The following is an 18,133-nucleotide window of genomic DNA, read 5'->3' on the forward strand; positions in this document are numbered from 1 at the left end:
AACTGTCTCGTACACTGGCTTTCCGTTCCCAACCCGGGATTAGCGCCGATGCTCAAGTAGCGACGTCGAACCTGGGCGTAAAAAAAAGGCATACATGAACGAGCATTCGGTCAATCCGCTGATCATCGCAATTGGCGCGCGTATGGAAGGCATCCTTGCCGAGTCAGATGTCGTAAACGACGTGTTCAAGCACAACGTGATGCGGGGCTCCGCCAGAGAAATGTTTGTCGAAGAGTTTTTGCGACCATTTCTGCCGCCCAGCATCGGGATCGGAACCGGGGAGATCATCAATCACGGAGGGGACAGGTCAAAACAACTCGACGTCGTTTTGTACAACAAAGGAATGATACCGCCGTTCATCTCGCGCAACAGCACGGTTGGCCTGTTCCCTTGGGAGTCGGTCATCGCAGTGATCGAGGTAAAGTCGACTATCACCGCAAGCATCTGCGACGATGCATTGCTAAACGCTCTCAGCGTCCAGACCGTTGTGCGCAACACTGAACGCAAGGATGTGCTCTTGGGCGGAGTGGAAGACCCGGAAGATGCTGAATCGAGGTCGGCCGTTCCTTACTACATATTCGCTTTTTCTTCCGACCAAACCATTCCTTTCAAGGAGTGGTCCCGTCTTGACGGACGGGCGGCGCAGTGGTCGGGCAAATATAAATTGGCTGCAGCAGAGCAGGAAAAGATTAAACAGGCACTTGCCGTGTCTGGGCTCTCGGCCGAAGTAACGCGAGACCATTACCGCGACCTTGCAAAGGCGAGCAAGGATTTGGAAGAAGCGACACCGTATCTTGAAATCTCCAGCACTTCCGTCCACGGTATCTATGTGCCGCACATGGATTCGCGATATAAAAACATGACTGTGAACCTTTTTCCTGCCACTAAGCAGAGGAATGCCTACCACCATTGCACGTTCGAGAATCAGGCGTCTTTGAAGCCGGCGGCTCGCATATACGAAGCAGCTTATTTTTTACAGATGATTCTCGGGTCATACGAGGCCATGAGCCTTGTGCGGAAAGGCTATTCCATACGGCGGTATTTTGAGAGACGGCCCGAGCAATGGGTCGACCCTGAGTCGTTGACGAATCTGGCGGAGGAATTGGAACGTGTTTTCGAGCGCCCGACAGAAAGCGGCGTGAAACAAAGTCCGGCTTATCCCGTGTTTTATGGCGGCGTCAGGGCAATGCTCGACGCGGTCCTGGCTTTCCCAGATTACAAAACCCTGTTGGCGATAAATGATGAACTGCTCGTCTACTTGCGGCGCATGGACCCTGCGCAGTCCAACCTGATACGCATTTCGAACGAGACCGGCTCCGGCGCGATCACCATTACCCGGCTGGTCGCGAAAAGCAAGGGCGCGCCCAAGTCAACTGGCGAGACAGCTTTCGAGACCATGATCATGTCCCCACCGGTCAACCTGCGCAAAGAACTCGCAAAGCACAACGTCACAATTGGCATGGCCGAAGTAACGGATGGCGATCCAGAGATCTCCGCATTTGGGCAGAATTTCGGGTATGTGGAAGTTGTTCACGCGCTCATTGCCGACAGCCTGCGCGCAGCGCAAGCGAAACAGCTGCCGCCCGTGCCTCCGGAAGCGGTATAGCTTCGCGTGTTTTGCGGTTGGTCCATAACGCGAGATTGCATGCCTGCACAATGCTTCCAATGCCGGCCTGTGCCGTCACCTGACCGGAGTGACCATCCCAGCCAAGCAGCGATCAGATGGACACACAACCGTATATCAAGGTTCACTCGCGCATGCTCTTAAGATTACGTTTTTCAATGCCCGGTCTGCATATGCATCAGAGTTTGTCAGATGCACGTCGTACAGCCCCACCTTTGTGAATGCCAGCCCATCTCGCAAGACCAAATCCAGACCATGCTCTGGCTCCCAGTCGCAGCCACATCCCAGCGAAAAATAAATTCCGTCTTCGTCATCCCCGCATGCCCGACGTGAGACGTGCAGCTCTGAACGAAACCGCACGTAGTGCCAGATGTCGGATGGCTGTTCGAGGTGGACGTTTGGACGACTCCCGCCGTCATACAGATCAAGCATTTCGTTGCAGTACTGCGTTAGGTAAGGCTCGACAGCCGTTAGAGCGGATTTATCCAAGTCCAATAGGTTTTGAAGTGCTCCGTGATATTCAGCCTTGTGAGCGTCATCGTAGCCATCGAAGACGAACTGGACTGCGTGTCCTGGCAGGCACTGTAGTACTTTTGGTTGAGATATCAGCCATTCGCTGACATCAGGATGTGGTTCGACAGCTCCAACTGGCGGGATCAACAATGTACTCTCCGTTGCCTTTGGGTCAATGCTCAACCTTAGATCGTGTGGGTGGCGGTGAACTCGTGGTGCGCAGGCTTACACAGAATGCCCGCTCCAGCACCGGTCGGAGCTATTGATAAGAGGTTCGGTGATCATGGTAACTTTGAACCCGCTTCTGGCCGAACTCGGCCGTTCGCCGCTGCATAGCAGGCAAAGCTGCTCTCCCGTGGACTAGGGCGCGGCAAAAAAGGTGTGTTGAAAAGTCTACCGATATTTTGGGGACGAGATACTCAGCTTTTGACGAAGGAATGCAAGCGCACCGACGAACATTGCATGCCATTCACTGGATGGATTGCGGGAGAGACCATGCCAGAAAAATTCGAAATCATGACCACCGTCGTCGGACGCATGGTGACCCCAACGATCCGGAAGCCGCTCAGAAACCTGGCACAGATGAAATGACCAGACGTGGTCCGCATATCCTGACGACCAAATACCAAGATCGGCGGCAATGGTCGCATTCTCTATGCCCGCCTCCTCGCGTAATTCGCGCAAGGCAGCGCTGCCGGGTTCCTCGCCTGGTTCGATAGTACCTTTCACAAGTTGAAGTCCAGCCAGTGGGTGACGGAAGGCGAGCACTTCCAGTTCGCCCGAATCTCGCACGAGGACAGGACACGCTTTGGTCGGGATCGAATGTGGCAGAAATCTCCTCCACTTCAGATTTGCATGTTTTTATTATCTAAACGTCGCTAGCTCGACCGTCTCCGCTCCGGGCCGAAAACAGCCCATCGGGTACAAGTACTGGACATGGCCCTGACGCGACAGAACCGCGCCTCATCAGCGCCTGCTTTTGATTGCATACACAACGAGCTTTCCGGACGGCTCCCGAAGAGTGAGCTTGTCGGCGGTTACGTTAATGAGCGCACTGCCTTCATCTGGTTTATAGCCCGTCTTGAGGCGGTTATTTTCAATTTTCCAGGCGGTCACCGGACCGACACATGTGTCTTTGCTGCAGCTGGTGATAGTCAGGATACCGCTCTTGCCAAAAAATAGATCTGAGGAACTGTCCTTGTCCTTCGGGCTGACCAATTGCAGGTGGGCCCCTTCCAGCTTAACCGAAGACCAGGACAGTTCCTTCGTTGAATCGGCAGCGAGTGCATTCAGGCCCGGCAGGAGTACAGCGAGAACGATGGAACGGCAGATATTTCGCATGTTGGCACGAGGATTATGGAGATCGAAAAACACGGAGATGTCGGGATTTGGCCGGTTTCTGCCGGCCGGGCCAGCATACCATGTTGCCAAGTCGAAAAATCTCACCGAGTGTCACGAACTAACACTGTCGACCGGATACGCTAACGACCGTAGATTCAATCGATCAGGTCGAAGATATAACTGCCTCGGGTTGTTTTCCATTCCGCGATACTGCGTCAGGGTCCGATCCCGTCGATCCAGCGAAGAATCCACCAAGGGTAATCACAGCCGCTATCGGCACGCACCATGAAAAAAGCCCGGCAATGCCGGGCTTTTCGATGACGACGACCGTAAATCAGTCGTGGTGGTGATGACGATGCTTGCGGTGGCCCTTGCCATGGCCGCGGCCGCGGTGGTCGTCACGGTATTCGTGCACTACGCGGCGCTCCACGTATACCGGCTCGCGCACATAGCGTGGACGCGGTGCATCGTAATAAACCGGCTGCGGATGCGCATACACGCGGCCCTGCGGGCGGTAATCGTGACGGTCGCGGTCGCGGGAGCTGATCGCGTTGCCGACCAGGCCGCCGACCACGCCACCCACCACGGTACCGGTGGTGCCGTTGCCGGTCTGGCTGCCGATGGCGGCGCCGACCACGGCGCCGGCGGCGGTGTTGAACGCACGGTCACCGGCGGCGAGGGCTGCGGAAGACGTCGTCACGGCAGCACCCAGCAGGACGATTCCGAAGAATTTTTTGACCATCATGATATTTCCCCCTTATTTTGCTCGGCGCCACCGGGATGATGTCTGCCGTTTGATTGAGGTCTACTTTATCGGGACGGCAGAAAATTGCCAGCCAATACACAGATTCTTACAATCGAGCTCGGCCAGGTAACAGATCTGTTACAGATGAGGAGCGTGGAGAGCACACATAACAGGAGATGCGGTTATCGCCAGCAGAAGCCAGGGTCAGCGTGGCAGGCCGCCCAACCGCTCCCATTCATGCCGCAGCAACCCCAGGACCTGTACATCCTGGTACTGGCCATTGATGAAGAAGGCTTCGCGCAGCGTGCCTTCCCCGGTGAACCCGCATTTCTGCGCGACGCGCAGGGAGGGGAGATTGCGCGGCGCCACCAGCACCTCGAGCCGGTGCCATGTATGGACGCGGAACAGATGGTCGACCAGCATGCGCAGTGCCTCGGTGGTATAGCCCTGGCCGGCGAGGGCGGTGTCGAACAGCCGGTAGCCGATCTCGCGGGTGGTCGGCGTGCGGCTCTTGAAGTGGGTGATGACGCCGACGACGCGACGGTAGCCGTCCTCCACGACGAACAGTTCGCTGTCTTCGGTCACGAAGCCGTGCTGCACGAATTCCTTGCGCATCGCCTCGGGCGACTTGAAGTGGGTGGAAAAGTAATCCCCGCGCGACGGCAGGTCGTTGACCAGCGCGATGAACGTGTTCAGGTCCGTGTTCAGCAGGTGCCGCACGGTGCAGAGTGGTCCCTTCAGCATGGCCACATGCTATGCGATGGCCATGGCAAGGTCAAACGCCATCCTTATCGATCATTGTTTCGATAGCGTGTTTATAAGTTGCCTTATAACATTGCCAAATGATATCGTCCTGCTTCCCCGAACTCACTTCCAGGTCCACCGCATGACTATTCGCAAGCCGATCCTGTCCGCCATCGCCGCCGCCCTGAAAGCGGCCGTCCTGTCCACCGCTGTCCTGTCCACCGTCGGCCTCGCCCATGCCGCCGGCGCGAACGACGCCGCGACGCTGGCGCAGATCCGCGATGCCGCGATGGCCAGCGACTGGGCATACCAGCGCCTGGAAGACATGACGGACCTGGTCGGCCCGCGCCTGTCCGGTTCTCCCGGCGCGGCGGCGGCGGTGCAGCAGGTGGCCGATGCGATGCGCAAGCTGGGTGCGAAGGTCACGCTGCAGCCGGTGAAGGTGCCGCACTGGGTGCGCGGCGAAGAAAAGGCCCAGCTGGTCGAATATACCGGCAGGCCGCAGGGCGTGGTGCAGAACATCGTGCTGACGGCGCTGGGCGGCTCCGGCGCCACGCCGGCGCAGGGCTTGACCGCACCGGTCATCATCGTGCGCGACTTCGACGAGCTGCAACGCCGCGCCGCCGAAGTGAAGGGCAAGATCGTGCTGTTCGAGGTGGCCTTCGACCAGGGCATGGCCGATGCGGGCCTGGGCGGCCCGGCGTACCGGCATGGCTCGGCGTTCCGCACGCGCGGCCCGGCATTGGCCGCGGAGCTGGGCGCGGCTGCAGCGCTGGTGCGCGCAGTCGGCGGCGCCGACTATCGTCTCACGCATACGGGCACCACGCGGCTCGTCGAAGGGAAAAGCATTCCCGCGGCATCGGTGACGGCGGAAGATGCGCTGCTGATCGCGCGCCTGAGCAAGCGGGGGCCGGTGACGATGAAGCTCGTGCTCACGCCGCAGACGCTGCCCGACGCGGACAGCTACAACGTGATCGCCGATTTGCCGGGCACCGACAAGGCAGACGAAGTGGTCATCGTGTCCGGCCACCTCGATTCGTGGGACCTGGCCACCGGCGCACATGACGACGCCACCGGCGTGACCGCGTCGATGGGCGTGCTGGAAACCCTGAAGAAGCTGAACCTGAAACCGCGCCGCACGATCCGCATGATCGCCTGGATGAACGAGGAGAACGGCGGCCGCGGCGGCGCCACCTATCACGCCCAGCACAAGGCGGCGCTCGACAAGCAGTTCGCCGCGATCGAAAGCGACGGCGGCGTGGCGGGCCGCACGTTCGGCGTGCAGGCCGGCATCCGCCCGCAGTACGAAAAACTGTTCGCGCCGCTGCAGGCCGCCCTGGTGCCGATCGGCGCCGGCGTACTGCAGCGCCGCGACGTGATCGGCGCCGGCGACCTGCATGCGATGGAAGCCGACGGCGTGCCGTCGTTTACGCCACTGGTCGATTCCAGCCTGTACTTCAACTACCACCACACGCCGGCCGACACGTTCGACAAGGTCGATCCCGACTACCTGAAGCGCCACGTGGCGGTCATGTCGGCACTGACGTGGTACCTTGCGAACATGGAACAGCCGATCGGCCGCGCGCCGCAGCAGTTCAACTGAGGTCAGCCCCTCCGTTCAGCCGGCATCAGGCGCCGGCTGCCAACTTACTCTCGAATGGAACCGCGATGAAACACGTGAAGACGATCGGTGGCCTGTGCGCCCTGGCCCTGGTGCTGGCCGGCTGCGGCAAGGTCGACCCGCAACTGACGGCGCAGCAGATGACGATGACGGATGCCGCCTGCACGCCGGCCGAAATCGGCAGGATCGCCGATACGGACGTGCGCAAGGCCTTCCAGGAACGCTGCGACCGCCGCGAACAGTTCAAGCCGGCCGCACCGGCGAACTGATCCGAAACGGCCGCCGCGCCGCTTACTTCGACGAACCGAAACGGCTGCTCATCGCCGCGCCCACCGAGGCGGCAATGATCGCGCCGATCGCCGCCCACTGGTTCAGCGCCAGCCGTTCGCCCAGCAGCATCAGTCCCATCACGGCGCCGATGGCCGGTTCCGCGCTGAGCAGGATGCTGAACGTGTTGGCCGGCAGGCGGCGCAGAGCGATCATCTCCAGCGAATACGGAATCGCGCTGGAGACGATCGCCACGCCCAGTCCGAGCGCCAGCACCTCCGGCTGGAGGATCGCTGCGCCGGCCTGCCAGAAGCCGAACGGCGCCGCCACCACCACGCCGATCCACATGCCGTAAGCCGACGTGGCCGGCCCATGGCGCATGCCGGCCCGCTTGCCGGCCACGATGTAGACGGCCCAGCAGGCGCCGGCGCACAGCGCCAGCGCGATGCCGCGCCAGTCGAGTGCGGCCGCCGAGCGGTCCCGCGGCAGCAGCATGGCCAGCCCGGCGATGGCCAGCAGGATCCACAGGAAATCGATGCGCCGGCGCGACGTGAACACGGCCACGGCCAGCGGGCCGGTGAATTCGACCGCGATCGCCACGCCCAGCGGAACATAGGCCAGCGACGAATAGAACGTCAGGTTCATCACGCCCAGCGACACGCCGTACAGCGCGAGCGCGTGCCAGTCGTCGCCGATGCGGATACGCCAGGGCTTGAACACGGCCGACAGGATCACGGCGGCGAACGTGAGCCGCAGCGCCGTCGCGCCGGCCGGGCCGACCAGCGGGAACAGCTGCTTGGCAATCGAGGCGCCGGCCGTCAGCGAGACGAGGGCGAGCAGCAAGGCGGCAAAGGGAACGGCGTTGGAAACGGGGGCGGAAGTGGAAGCGGGCTGCATGCAACGTGGGGTTGGTGCGCGGCCTGCGATCGCCGCGCTGTTCGGGTAGTCCGACAGTATAGCCGCCGGCCGCCGCGCTGCGGCTGCCCGTGCTACCATGGCGCCCCATGAAAGCGCTGCTCCGTACATTGTTGCTGTGGTTCCTGCTGGCCGGCGTGCCGTTGCAGGGCTTCGCCTCGGCCACGATGCTGCTGTGCGGCCCGCAGCCCGTATCGGCTAGGACCACGGCAACGTCCTCGGCAACCTCCGAGGCGCAGGCCGTGACCATGCAGGCGGCCATGCACGCGGACGGCCATCACGACCATGCGGCGATGCTCGCCGCGCAGCAAGGCGCTGCCGCCGCCCACCATGACGGTGCGCACCATGGTGCCGATGCGTCCCATGCGGACCATGAAAAATGCGCCAGCACAGGTGCCTGCTGCACCGGCGCACCGCTGACGCCCGCGCTGCCCGCCGCGCCGTCGCTGCAGGATGGCCGCCATGCCACCGTTCCCTTCGTACCCGAGGCGCCCGCCGCCGTCGACCTGGCCGGCCCCGAACGGCCGCCCAAACGCACCGCTGCCTGAACCAGCTCCGGCCCCCGCGGCCGGCCCGGCCCGCACACGCGCGGGCAGTTCATGCATGAGGTAACAATGACATCATCACCGATGGCGACGGCGCTGGCCGTCCCGATCCTGGCGCTGGCCCTGTCCGGCTGCGCCACGTTTTCCCCCGATGGCGGCATGGCCGCCGTCGACCAGGCCACGCAGATAAAGGCTGGCGCGCCGACGAAACTGCTGCGCAACGAGAACGACCGGCGCGCACTGGCCGAACAGATCAAACCGATGCTGGCGCAGCCCATCGCCGTGGACGCCGCCGTGCGCATCGCGCTGCTCAACAATCGCGGCCTGCAGGCCACGTACTGGGAGCTGGGCATTGCCGAGGCCGACCTGGTGCAGGCCGGCCGGCTGCAGAATCCCGCCTTCGGCTACCAGCACAAGCGCGGCGGCGGCACCACGACGATCGAGCGCTCGCTGGCATTCAACCTGGCGGGCCTGATCACGGCGCCGCTGGCGCAACGCATCGAAGGCCGCCTGTTCGAGCAGGCCAGGCTGCGCGTGACCGCCGAAGCGCTGAAGGTGGCGGCCGACACGCGGCGCGCCTATTACGAGGCGGTTGGCGGCGCCCAGGCCGTCGACTACGCAAAGCAGGTGGCCGGCGCCGCCGATGCCAGCGCCGAGCTGGCGCAGCGCATGCGCAAGGCCGGCAACTGGAGCGCCTACGACCAGGCACGCGAGGCCGCCTTCCATGCCGAGGCGATGGCCGACGTGGCGCGCGCGATGAAAGCCGCGACGGCGGCGCGCGAACGGCTGACGCGCCTGATGGGGCTGTCCGGCGCCGAGGCGCAATACCGGCTGCCGGACCGCTTGCCGGAACTGCCGGCGGCACCGCGCGAGCTGGCCGACGTGGAAGGTGTCGCGCTGCGCGAGCGCCTCGACGTGCAGGCGGCAACGAAGGACACCGAGCACACCGCCGCCTCGCTGGGCCTGGTGCGTGCGACCCGTTTCATCAACGTGCTCGAACTGGGCGTGGTGCGCGAGCGCGAAGGCGGCGAGCCGGTCGAGCGCGGCTACGAGCTGACGCTGGAAATCCCGCTGTTCGACTGGGGCACAGCGCGCACGCGGCGCGCCGAGGCGGTGTACATGCAGTCGGTGAACCGGCTGGCGGAAACGGCCGTCCATGCCCGCAGCGAGGCGCGTGAAGCGTACGCCGCATGGCGCACCGCCTACGACCTGGCCAGGCACTACCGCGACGTGGTCATCCCGCTGAAGAAGCAGGTATCGGACGAGACGCTGCTGCGCTACAACGGCATGCTGCTCAGTACTTTCGAACTGCTGGCCGATGCGCGCGAGCAGCGCGTCGCCGTGGCAGCCGCGATCGACGCCCTGAAGGAGTACTGGGTCGCCGACGCCGACCTGGAAACCGCGCTGGGCGGCCGCCTGTCCGCCGCGCCGGCCGCGGAGCAAAAACCGGAGCAAAAAATCGAGCAAAAAATCGAGCAAAAACCGGAGCAAAAACCGGAGCACAAGCCGGAGCAAAAGCCGGAGCAAAAGCCGGAGCAACATGACCACCACGGAGCACACCAATGACCGCATCAAACAATTCGCGCCGCAACTTCCTGGCCGGCGCCACCACGCTGCTGGGCGCCGGCATGGTCAGCCGAGCCGGCGCCGCATCGCTTCCGGAAGCTCCGGTCGGCCCATCCGCCGGCACTGCCGCGCCACTGGTGCCGCCGAACGGGCGGCCCTACAACCCCGTTGTCACGCTGAACGGCTGGAGCCTGCCGTGGCGGATGAAGGATGGCGTCAAGGAATTCCACCTGGTCGCCGAACCGGTGGTGCGCGAGGTGGCGCCCGGCATGACGGCCAACCTGTGGGGCTACAACGGCCAGAGCCCGGGCCCCACGATCGAGGTGGTCGAGGGCGACCGGGTGCGCATCTTCGTCACCAATAAACTGCCGGAGCACACCAGCGTCCACTGGCATGGCCAGATCCTGCCGAACGGCATGGATGGCGTCAGCGGCGTCACGCAGCCGTCGATCCAGCCGGGCAAGACGTTCGTGTACGAATTCGTCGCGAAACACGCCGGCACGTTCATGTACCACCCGCACGCCGATGAAATGGTGCAGATGGCGATGGGCATGATGGGCTTCTGGGTCACGCACCCGAAGGATATCCGCCGGCACGCGGTCGACCGCGACTTCGTGTTCCTGCTGGGCGCCTACGACATCGAGCCGGGCAGCTATACGCCGAAGGTCAACACGATGCTGGACTTTAACCTGTGGACGATGAACAGCCGCGTGTTCCCGGCGATCGACCCGATGGTGGTGCGCCAGGGCGACCGCGTGCGCATCCGCGCCGGCAACCTGACGATGACGAACCACCCGATCCACCTGCACGGCCACACTTTCGAGGTGACCGGCACCGACGGCGGCTGGGTGAAACCGTCGGCCCGCTGGCCCGAGGTGACGACCGACATCGGCGTCGGCCAGATGCGTGCGATCGAGTTCGTGGCCGACAATCCGGGCGACTGGGCCTTCCACTGCCACAAGTCGCACCACACGATGAACGCGATGGGGCACGACGTGCCCACGCTGATCGGCGTCGACCACCGCGGCGTGGCCGAGAAGATCAACGACCTCGTGCCGGGCTACATGGTGATGGGCGACAAGGGCGGTTCGATGGGCAGCATGCGCATGGCGCTGCCGGAAAACACGCTGCCGATGATGACCGGCACCGGCCAGTACGGCGAAATCGAGATGGGCGGCATGTTTACGCTCGTGAAGGTGCGTGAAGGCCAGGCGCGCGGCGACTACCGCGACCCCGGGCATTACCGGCATCCGACGGGCAGCGTCGCCTACGAGTGGACCGGCGACCTGCCGCCCGCACCGCAGGCGCCCGGCATGCCGGCACTGGCACCGGCGCAGGGCAAGCCGGTGGACGTGAAGCGTGGGGGAGGGCATGAGCATCATTGATCGGTGATGGGATAGTGGATGTCGCAATTGACCGACGAGCAGCAGGGGTCTGTCCCCGGTAAGTGGCGGCACTCATCCCAGTAGTCTGTGTATCGAGGGGACTGACCCCGGTGTTTGCTGGCGTAACGAGGGTGCCGGCAAACACCGGGGGTGTAGCAGGGGTTTCGTGAGCATTGCTCCCGCCTGCGAAACGGAGATGGCTTGCATGCCATCTCTCCCTCCAGTCCCCTTGACGCGCCCGCAGCGAGGCCGTAATTACCACTTACCGGGGACAGACCCCTGCTGATCGGCCGCTATCCGCAACCCCCCGGTTCGCATGCTATATTGCCCTCCGATGAAAGCCCACCTCGACTCCTTCGTCCTCGCGCTCCGCTACCTCCTCAAGTGGTCCCTGATCTCCCTGCTGGTCGCCCTCATGGCCGGCACCGCCTCCGCCCTGTTCCTGTTCTCGCTCGACGCCGCGACCGGCTACCGTGAACGCCACCCTGCGATCGTCTGGCTGCTGCCGCTGGCCGGCTTCGCGGTCGGCTGGGTCTACCTGCGCTGGGGCGGCCGTGCCGAGGCCGGCAACAATCTGCTGATCGACGAGATCCACGATCCGAAGAACGTGGTGCCGCTGCGCATGGCGCCATTGGTACTGGGCGGCACGGTGATCTCGCACCTGTTCGGCGCCTCGGTGGGCCGCGAAGGCACGGCGGTGCAGATGGGCGGCACGCTGGCCGACCAGCTGACGAAGGTGGCACGCCTGGATTCGGCCGACCGCCGCATCCTGCTGATGGCCGGGATCAGTGCCGGCTTCGCGTCCGTCTTCGGTACGCCGCTGGCCGGCGCCATCTTCGGCCTCGAAGTGCTGGTGGTCGGCCGCATGCGCTACGACGCGATCTTTCCGTGCATGGCGGCGGCGATCCTGGCCGACCAGGTGGGGCAGGCCTGGGGCGTGCATCACGCGCACTACGCGGTGGCCGCCGTGCCGGCGCTTGCGCCATGGCCGATCGCCGCGATCCTGGCTGCCGGCGTCGCCTTCGGCTTGGCGGGCATGCTGTTCGCCCGCTGCACGCACGCGCTGTCGGCATTCATGAAACGCCACGTGCCCTATGCGCCGCTGCGGCCGCTGATCGGCGGCACCATCGTCGCCATCGCGGTGTGGGCCGTGGGGACGCAGCGCTACGTGGGCCTCGGCATCCCCGTCATCGTCGAAGCCTTCGCGCACCCGCTGCCGATATGGGACGCGCTGGGCAAGCTGGCCTTCACGGTGGCGTCGCTGGGGACCGGCTTCAAGGGCGGCGAGGTGACGCCGCTGTTCTACATCGGCGCCACGCTGGGCAATACGCTGGCGCCGCTGCTGGACCTGCCGTTCCCGCTGCTGGCCGGGGTGGGCTTCGTCGCCGTGTTCGCCGGCGCCGCCAACACGCCGCTGGCATCGACGGTGATGGCGCTGGAACTGTTCGGGCCCGCGATCGGACCCTATGCGGCGCTGGGCTGCGTGGTGGCGTACCTGTGCTCGGGCCACGCCGGCATCTACCGAGCGCAGCGCGGCGTGAAGGCGCCGCTCAGCGCGAATCCTGACGCGGATCCGGGCGCGGATCGATGAGCGGCGCCAGCCCGTCTTCGGCGTCCAGCCGCGCCAGCAGGCGGCGCGCGTCGAACGGCGCATGCACCTTGATGTCGTTGTCGAAGTAGCAGTAGACGTCGCGGCTGGCGCGCCGTGGCGGTGCCGCCCCGGAGATCAGCCGCGCGCCATCCGGCTGCCCGCCGGTGCTCCAGGCGCGGATGCGGCGCGCCCAGTCGTCCAGGGCCTCGTCGGTATAGCCGCCCGCATACAGTTCCTTTTCGCCGTGCAGGCGCAGGTACACGAAGTCCGCCGTCACGTCCTCGAAGTCGGGCCACTTGCCGGCCGTATCAGCCACCACCAATGCCACCTTGTACTTGCGCAGCAGTTTCACGAACGCGGCATCGTTGAAGCTTTCATGCCGGATTTCCAGCGCGTGGCGCAGCGGGCGCTTGCGGTCGATCTCCAGGTAGGCGCGCCCCTCCATGCGTGGTTCGTGGCGCCGCGCCATCTCCAGCGCCGCCTCGGTATCGTGGGGCAGGGCGGCCAGGAAGCCTTCGATCGTTTCGGCATCGAACTGGAAGTTCGGCGGCAACTGCCACAGGAAAGGCCCGAGCTTCTCGCGCAGTGCCAGCACGCCGGAGGCGAACACGTTGGCCAGCGAGGGCGCCGGCTCGCGCAGCCGCCGCATGTGCGTGATGAACCGGTTGCCCTTGTGGGAAAACACGAAGTCTTCCGGCGTGGCGTCGTACCACTCCTGGTAGCTCTTCGGCCGCTGCAGCGAGTAGAACGAGCCGTTGATCTCGATGGTCGGCACGGCGCGGGACGCGAAATCGAGTTCGCGCGCCTGCGCCAGGCCGGGCGGATAGAAGACGTTGCGCCAGGGCTCGTAGCGCCAGCCGGAAATGCCGACGCGCAGCCGTGCCCCCGCCCCCCTCATCTGCCCCTCATTTGCGTACTCATTTGCCCGTGCACTGGCCTACTCATGCGCCGGCGAACAGTTCGCGCACGTCGCCGCCCGCGGCCGCGTGCCGGGCGCGCTGGCCCCACGCGCGCAGCAGGTGTTCCACGCCCTGCGGCGGCAGCGCGGAACAGAAGTACCAGCCCTGCACGCAATAGGCGTGCTGGTGGCGCAGCCAGTCCAGGTCCACCTGCCGTTCCAGGCCTTCGCACAGCAGTTCGGCGTGGGACACCTCGGCCACGCCCTGGATCAGCCGGAACAGGCTGGCCGTCACCGCGCTGTCGGCCACACCGTGCACGAAGCGCCGGTCCACCTTCAGCCGGTCGAACGGCAGCGTGCCGATCGCATCGAGGTTCGAATAGCCGATGCCGAAATCGTCGATGGCGATGCGCAGGCCGAGCCGGCGCAGCGCGGCCACCCGCTCGCCCAGCGTTTCCGGCGCTTCCAGCAGCTGGCTCTCGGTCACTTCCACCTCCAGCAGCGCGCCGGGCAGCCGGTACTCGTCCAGCATGGCGCTGACGGCCTCCGGCAGCCCGGGATGCAGCAGCGTCGACCGGGAGAAGTTGAGCGATACCGGCACCTGTGGCAGGCCGGCGTCCATCCAGCCGCGCATGTCGCGGCAGACCTGGCCCATCACCAGCATGTCCAGCGCATGGCTGTTGCCGGAGCTTTCGGCCAGCGGCACGAAGGCCGACGGCGGTACCGCGCCCCGCTGCGGATGGTCCCAGCGCACCAGCGCCTCCAGCCCGATCAGCATCTGCTTGGCGAAATTGACCTGTGGCTGGTAGTGCATCGACAGCCTGCCGGCGGCGGGCTGTCCTTCGAGCACGCCGAGCAGGTCGTGCAGGAAGGTCGAACGCTCGCGCATTTCGCTGCCGTATTCGCGCACCACGGAAAAGCCGGCCACGTCGCCGATGGCGGCGGCCGCCGTTTCCGCCATGTCCAGCAGCGCGGCCGCCGCCACCCGCGTGGGCAGGCTTTCGCGCACGATGCCGATACGGGCATGCAGCACCTGCGTGCGGTCGGACGGCAGCGTGACCGGCACGTCGATCGCCTGGCACAGCGCCTGCAGGCGAGCGGCATCCGAGCGGTCCAGCAGCGCGAAGGCGAAGCGGTCGCCGCCCAGGTGGCCGACCAGGCTGTCCGCGCCGGCCCAGCCGGTCACGCGCGCGGCGATTTCCGACAGCGTGGCATCGCCGGCGTCGCGCCCGTACACTTCGTTAATCTGGTGAAAGCCGGTCAGGTCGATGTAGCCGACGGCCAGTTCGCGGCACCCGGCCTCGCCCTTGGCGTTCTGCAGGTGCTGCACGAACGCGCCGCGGTTGTACATGCCGGTCACGGCGTCGCAGTAGCGCAGTTCCAGCGTGTCGGCGACCAGCCGTGCCAGGCCCCTCAGCATGGTGCGCTGCGCGGCTTCGAGCCGGCCCGGCGCCTGCCACATCACCCACAGCGTGCCAAGCTGGTAGCCGCGGTTGCCGTACAGCGCCACGCCGGCATAGTGGCGGTAGTGCGGCGGCAGGCGGACGATCGGCTTGGCCGCGGACCAGTCGTGGGCCAGCGCATCCTCCACCTCGAAGAAATCGCTTTCCGAGGCCACCAGCTCGCTGCAGAACGAGTCGCCCCGTTCGACTTCCCGCAGGGCGATCCCCACCGTGACGGGCAGCGAGATGTGCGACCGGTAGACCAGGCTGATACCGCCGATATCGGCGCCCATCGTCTGCACCGCCAGTTCGACGATGAAGCGCAATTGCGGATCGGGCTTGTCCCGCGCGAGTGCATAGCGCGACAGCTCGCGCACCCGCCGCTGCTCGGACTCCTCCCGTTCGATCCGCGTATCCATTGCCCCATGCCTCCCGTCGATCCGATGAGCCCCAAGCTTACGGACGTTTGTCCGGCGGTGCAACCACCGTCCGGTATCGGCAGGGCGCTATGCCTTACGGGCGATGTGGCGCGCCGGCGCGGCGCACTAAGATGGTGCCTGGATCATCAGGAGGAAGAATGCAGGAAGGAAGTAAACAAAACCATGCGGAAACCGATGCGGCGAGCCCGCCACCGGGCAGGGAAATGGGCAAGGGCAGGCTGGAAGCATTCAGCGACGGCGTCATCGCCATCATCATCACGATCATGGTGCTCGAACTGAAGGTCCCGCACGAACCCACGCTCGAGGCGCTGCTGCCGCTGTGGCCCCTGTTTTTCAGCTATGTGCTCAGTTTCGTCTACGTGGGCATCTACTGGAACAACCACCATCACCTGCTGCAGCTGGCGCGCAGGGTCGATGGCCGGGCGCTGTGGGCCAACCTGCACCTGCTGTTCTGGCTGTCGCTGGTGCCGTTCATGACCAACTGGCTGGGCGAGCAGCGCATGGCCGCATGGCCGATGGCGCTGTATGGCGTGGTGCTGCTGATGAGCGCCATCGCCTACGACCTGCTGGTGCGCAGCCTGGTGCGGCTGCATGGCCCGCGCTCGGAGCTGGCCCGTGCGATCGGCCGCGATACCAAGGGCTGGATATCGATCGCGCTGTACGCGGTGGGCGTGCCGCTGTCGCTGTGGCAGCCGCTGGTGGGCGCGGCATTCTATGTGGGGCTGGCCCTGGTGTGGATCCGGCCGGATCCGCGTGTGGAGCGCAGCCCGGCGCAGGTATAAAACAAAGCCGCGGCATCGCCGCGGCTTTGAGACTACTGGACCGGCCTGGACAGCCGGATCAGACGTGTGCCGGCTTCGGCTCCGGCCATGGCAGGAACAGCAGGAACGCGACGGCGGCGATCGGCGCCAGCAGGCACCAGAAGCCGACCTGCACGTAGCCCGCGCCGCCGGCGATGCAGCCGACGGCAAACGCCAGCACGGGCCACACGAAGCGCACGAACTTTTCCTTCGCGGCCGGCGTCGCATGGCCGGTGAACAGGTCGGTCATGTCGATCAGCAGTTCGGTGACGTTGCCGGTCATGACCGTGGTCGGCGCGATGCGGGAAAACTGCAGCTTGCCGGCGGCATTGTGCACGCCCATCGCGGCGGCGCCCAGCATGCCGGTGACGAGCACCAGCGGCGCATCCGGGCTGGTGATCGGCGCGGCCAGCAGCGCCGTCGCCATGAAGGCGACCAGCAATACCAGCTGCATTGACAGCATGGGACGGATCGGCACCACGCCGCGCCGTTCGCACCGGTTGCCCAGCAGCCGGGTCGCCACCACGCCCGCCCCGAAGGCGGGGAAGGCGAGGCACTTCAGCAGCAGCGTCGTGTGCTCGGGATGCGTCAGCGTGGCGCCGATCAGCACGAAGTTCCCCGTCACGTGCGCCGTGAACAGGCCGTACAGGGCCACGAAGCCGGCCGTGTCGACATAACCGGCCAGGCCACCGAGGCAGATGCCGAGGAACAGGTCGCTGGGTGTCGCCCGCATCAGCCGCGCAGGAAGGCCAGCAGGTCCACGTTCAGGCGATCCTTGTGGGTGGTCGGCAGGCCATGCGGCGCGCCTTCGTAGACCACCAGTCGGCCCTGCGGCAGGATCTCGGCGGCGCGGCGCGCGGTGGCGGCGATCGGCACGATCTGGTCGTCGTCGCCGTGGATCACCAGCGTCGGGATCGTCATTTTCTTCAGGTCTTCGGTGAAGTCCGTTTCCGAGAACTGCTTGATGCAGGCGTAGGCGGCGCGGATGCTGCACTGCATGCCCTGCAGCCAGAACGTGTCGCGCACGCCCTGCGAATCCTTGGCGCCGTCGCGGTTGTAGCCGTAGAACGGCGTGGTCAGGTCCTTGAAGAACTGCGCGCGGTCGGCTTTCACGCCGGCGCGGATGCCGTCGAACACCTCCAGCGGCACGCCCTGCGGATTGTCCGCGCCCACCAGCATGCGCGGCGTGACGGCGCCCACCAGCACGGCGCCCTTGACGCGGCCGGTGCCATGGCGGCCGATGTAGCGGGCGACTTCGCCGCCGCCGGTCGAGTGGCCGACCAGCGTGGCGCCCTGCAGGTCGAGTGCTTCGATCACGGCCGCCAGGTCGTCGGCATAGTGGTCCATGTCGTTGCCGTGCCACGGCTTGCTCGACAGGCCATGGCCGCGGCGGTCGTGGGCGATCACGCGGTAGCCATGCTCGGCCAGGAACAGCATCTGGTCTTCCCAGGCATCGCCCTGCAGCGGCCAGCCGTGGCTGAACACGACGGCCGGGCCGTCGCCCCAGTCGGTGTAGCGGATGATCGTGCCGTCGCGGGTGGTGACGGTGTTGATGGTGTGTTGGGTGGTCATGGTGTTCCTTTCTGAATATTGTTGCGGTGAAGGCATTGTCGGCGCTTGGCGCGCCCGGGGCCACTGCACTAAGGGAGAGGAGAGGGCGCCACGGCAGGGGGTTATCGGGCGGCGCGGCGCCGCG

18 protein-coding genes are annotated in these 18,133 nt (G+C 65.2%); 8 read left to right on the forward strand and 10 right to left on the reverse strand.

Annotated features, from left to right (window positions below; genetic code table 11):
• Positions 1 to 94: 94 nt before the first annotated feature.
• Positions 95 to 1,606 carry a DUF6602 domain-containing protein gene (locus FHS02_RS01165; RefSeq protein ID WP_137312420.1) on the forward strand — a complete coding sequence of 504 codons (1,512 nt, stop codon included), beginning with the start codon at positions 95 to 97 and terminating at the stop codon, positions 1,604 to 1,606.
• Positions 1,607 to 1,741: 135 nt separating this feature from the next.
• Here FHS02_RS01165 and FHS02_RS32025 read toward each other — a convergent pair whose 3' ends face one another.
• The 5 genes from FHS02_RS32025 to FHS02_RS01185 form a co-directional block, all read right to left on the reverse strand.
• Positions 1,742 to 2,320 (reverse strand): DUF6985 domain-containing protein, encoded by a 579-nt coding sequence (locus FHS02_RS32025; RefSeq protein WP_371861448.1) that lies wholly within the window; start codon positions 2,318 to 2,320, stop codon positions 1,742 to 1,744.
• 210 nt (positions 2,321 to 2,530) lie between these two features.
• Complete coding sequence (locus FHS02_RS01170; RefSeq protein WP_229422500.1) at positions 2,531 to 2,929, reverse strand: NUDIX hydrolase; 399 nt, start codon at positions 2,927 to 2,929, stop codon at positions 2,531 to 2,533.
• Positions 2,930 to 3,103: 174 nt separating this feature from the next.
• A complete protein-coding gene (locus FHS02_RS01175; protein WP_137312422.1) occupies positions 3,104 to 3,511 on the reverse strand; it encodes a hypothetical protein in 408 nt (135 codons plus the stop codon).
• A gap of 301 nt (positions 3,512 to 3,812) precedes the next feature.
• Positions 3,813 to 4,223: a glycine zipper domain-containing protein gene (locus tag FHS02_RS01180; RefSeq protein ID WP_137312423.1), complete on the reverse strand. Its 411-nt coding sequence runs from the start codon at positions 4,221 to 4,223 to the stop codon at positions 3,813 to 3,815.
• A gap of 204 nt (positions 4,224 to 4,427) precedes the next feature.
• Positions 4,428 to 4,967, reverse strand: a complete 540-nt coding sequence (locus FHS02_RS01185) for a GNAT family N-acetyltransferase (RefSeq protein ID WP_137312424.1) — start codon at positions 4,965 to 4,967, stop codon at positions 4,428 to 4,430.
• A 142-nt stretch (positions 4,968 to 5,109) separates the two neighbouring features.
• Here FHS02_RS01185 and FHS02_RS01190 point away from each other — a divergent pair, with 142 nt between their 5' ends.
• Both FHS02_RS01190 and trbK read left to right on the forward strand, forming a co-directional pair.
• Entirely contained in the window at positions 5,110 to 6,570 is a 1,461-nt protein-coding gene (locus tag FHS02_RS01190) for a M20/M25/M40 family metallo-hydrolase (RefSeq protein WP_137312425.1), read from the forward strand.
• A gap of 65 nt (positions 6,571 to 6,635) precedes the next feature.
• Positions 6,636 to 6,857, forward strand: a complete 222-nt coding sequence (gene trbK, locus FHS02_RS01195; RefSeq protein ID WP_137312426.1) for an entry exclusion lipoprotein TrbK — start codon at positions 6,636 to 6,638, stop codon at positions 6,855 to 6,857.
• A gap of 22 nt (positions 6,858 to 6,879) precedes the next feature.
• On the opposite strand, the gene FHS02_RS01200 is transcribed toward trbK, so the two are convergent.
• Positions 6,880 to 7,752 (reverse strand): EamA family transporter, encoded by an 873-nt coding sequence (locus FHS02_RS01200; protein WP_137312427.1) that lies wholly within the window; start codon positions 7,750 to 7,752, stop codon positions 6,880 to 6,882.
• 107 nt (positions 7,753 to 7,859) lie between these two features.
• On the opposite strand from FHS02_RS01200, the gene FHS02_RS01205 reads away from it, so the two are divergent.
• The 4 genes from FHS02_RS01205 (at position 7,860) to FHS02_RS01220 (ending at position 12,857) form a co-directional block, all read left to right on the forward strand.
• Complete coding sequence (locus tag FHS02_RS01205; protein WP_137312428.1) at positions 7,860 to 8,318, forward strand: hypothetical protein; 459 nt, start codon at positions 7,860 to 7,862, stop codon at positions 8,316 to 8,318.
• A 66-nt stretch (positions 8,319 to 8,384) separates the two neighbouring features.
• On the forward strand, positions 8,385 to 9,881 hold the full coding sequence (locus tag FHS02_RS01210; protein WP_137312429.1) for a TolC family protein: 1,497 nt from the start codon (positions 8,385 to 8,387) through the stop codon (positions 9,879 to 9,881).
• A complete protein-coding gene (locus FHS02_RS01215) occupies positions 9,878 to 11,266 on the forward strand; it encodes a multicopper oxidase family protein (RefSeq protein WP_137312430.1) in 1,389 nt (462 codons plus the stop codon). Before FHS02_RS01210 ends, FHS02_RS01215 begins: the two co-directional genes overlap by 4 nt.
• Positions 11,267 to 11,600: 334 nt before the next feature.
• Positions 11,601 to 12,857, forward strand: a complete 1,257-nt coding sequence (locus FHS02_RS01220; protein WP_137312431.1) for a voltage-gated chloride channel family protein — start codon at positions 11,601 to 11,603, stop codon at positions 12,855 to 12,857.
• On the opposite strand, the gene FHS02_RS01225 is transcribed toward FHS02_RS01220, so the two are convergent.
• Both FHS02_RS01225 and FHS02_RS01230 read right to left on the reverse strand, forming a co-directional pair.
• The gene (locus FHS02_RS01225) at positions 12,817 to 13,755 is read right to left on the reverse strand and encodes a DUF72 domain-containing protein (protein ID WP_137312432.1); all 939 of its coding nucleotides are present in this window, start codon (positions 13,753 to 13,755) and stop codon (positions 12,817 to 12,819) included. The two genes, FHS02_RS01220 and FHS02_RS01225, sit on opposite strands and share 41 nt — an antisense overlap.
• Positions 13,756 to 13,798: 43 nt before the next feature.
• Positions 13,799 to 15,616, reverse strand: coding sequence for a GGDEF domain-containing protein (locus FHS02_RS01230; RefSeq protein ID WP_137312433.1), 1,818 nt, complete (start codon positions 15,614 to 15,616; stop codon positions 13,799 to 13,801).
• A 224-nt stretch (positions 15,617 to 15,840) separates the two neighbouring features.
• On the opposite strand from FHS02_RS01230, the gene FHS02_RS01235 reads away from it, so the two are divergent.
• A complete protein-coding gene (locus FHS02_RS01235; RefSeq protein ID WP_137317239.1) occupies positions 15,841 to 16,419 on the forward strand; it encodes a TMEM175 family protein in 579 nt (192 codons plus the stop codon).
• 58 nt (positions 16,420 to 16,477) lie between these two features.
• On the opposite strand, the gene FHS02_RS01240 is transcribed toward FHS02_RS01235, so the two are convergent.
• Positions 16,478 to 17,170, reverse strand: coding sequence for a YoaK family protein (locus FHS02_RS01240; protein ID WP_137312434.1), 693 nt, complete (start codon positions 17,168 to 17,170; stop codon positions 16,478 to 16,480).
• Positions 17,170 to 18,009 carry an alpha/beta fold hydrolase gene (locus FHS02_RS01245; RefSeq protein ID WP_217496888.1) on the reverse strand — a complete coding sequence of 280 codons (840 nt, stop codon included), beginning with the start codon at positions 18,007 to 18,009 and terminating at the stop codon, positions 17,170 to 17,172. Before FHS02_RS01245 ends, FHS02_RS01240 begins: the two co-directional genes overlap by 1 nt.
• Between the last annotated feature and the right edge of the window lie 124 nt (positions 18,010 to 18,133).

Source organism: Pseudoduganella umbonata, from assembly GCF_014192225.1.
Classification (GTDB): domain Bacteria; phylum Pseudomonadota; class Gammaproteobacteria; order Burkholderiales; family Burkholderiaceae_D; genus Rugamonas; species Rugamonas umbonata.

Excerpts from the sequence above, each read along its gene's own strand:
- FHS02_RS01165 (WP_137312420.1), top strand. The coding sequence starts at position 95 with ATGAACGAGCATTCGGTCAATCCGCTGATCATCGCAATTGGCGCGCGT.
- FHS02_RS01180 (WP_137312423.1), bottom strand. The coding sequence starts at position 4,223 with ATGATGGTCAAAAAATTCTTCGGAATCGTCCTGCTGGGTGCTGCCGTG.
- FHS02_RS01185 (WP_137312424.1), bottom strand. The coding sequence starts at position 4,967 with ATGCTGAAGGGACCACTCTGCACCGTGCGGCACCTGCTGAACACGGAC.
- FHS02_RS01190 (WP_137312425.1), top strand. The coding sequence starts at position 5,110 with ATGACTATTCGCAAGCCGATCCTGTCCGCCATCGCCGCCGCCCTGAAA.
- trbK (WP_137312426.1), top strand. The coding sequence starts at position 6,636 with ATGAAACACGTGAAGACGATCGGTGGCCTGTGCGCCCTGGCCCTGGTG.
- FHS02_RS01200 (WP_137312427.1), bottom strand. The coding sequence starts at position 7,752 with ATGCAGCCCGCTTCCACTTCCGCCCCCGTTTCCAACGCCGTTCCCTTT.
- FHS02_RS01205 (WP_137312428.1), top strand. The coding sequence starts at position 7,860 with ATGAAAGCGCTGCTCCGTACATTGTTGCTGTGGTTCCTGCTGGCCGGC.
- FHS02_RS01210 (WP_137312429.1), top strand. The coding sequence starts at position 8,385 with ATGACATCATCACCGATGGCGACGGCGCTGGCCGTCCCGATCCTGGCG.
- FHS02_RS01215 (WP_137312430.1), top strand. The coding sequence starts at position 9,878 with ATGACCGCATCAAACAATTCGCGCCGCAACTTCCTGGCCGGCGCCACC.
- FHS02_RS01220 (WP_137312431.1), top strand. The coding sequence starts at position 11,601 with ATGAAAGCCCACCTCGACTCCTTCGTCCTCGCGCTCCGCTACCTCCTC.
- FHS02_RS01225 (WP_137312432.1), bottom strand. The coding sequence starts at position 13,755 with ATGAGGGGGGCGGGGGCACGGCTGCGCGTCGGCATTTCCGGCTGGCGC.
- FHS02_RS01230 (WP_137312433.1), bottom strand. The coding sequence starts at position 15,616 with ATGGATACGCGGATCGAACGGGAGGAGTCCGAGCAGCGGCGGGTGCGC.
- FHS02_RS01235 (WP_137317239.1), top strand. The coding sequence starts at position 15,841 with ATGGGCAAGGGCAGGCTGGAAGCATTCAGCGACGGCGTCATCGCCATC.
- FHS02_RS01240 (WP_137312434.1), bottom strand. The coding sequence starts at position 17,170 with ATGCGGGCGACACCCAGCGACCTGTTCCTCGGCATCTGCCTCGGTGGC.
- FHS02_RS01245 (WP_217496888.1), bottom strand. The coding sequence starts at position 18,009 with ATGACCACCCAACACACCATCAACACCGTCACCACCCGCGACGGCACG.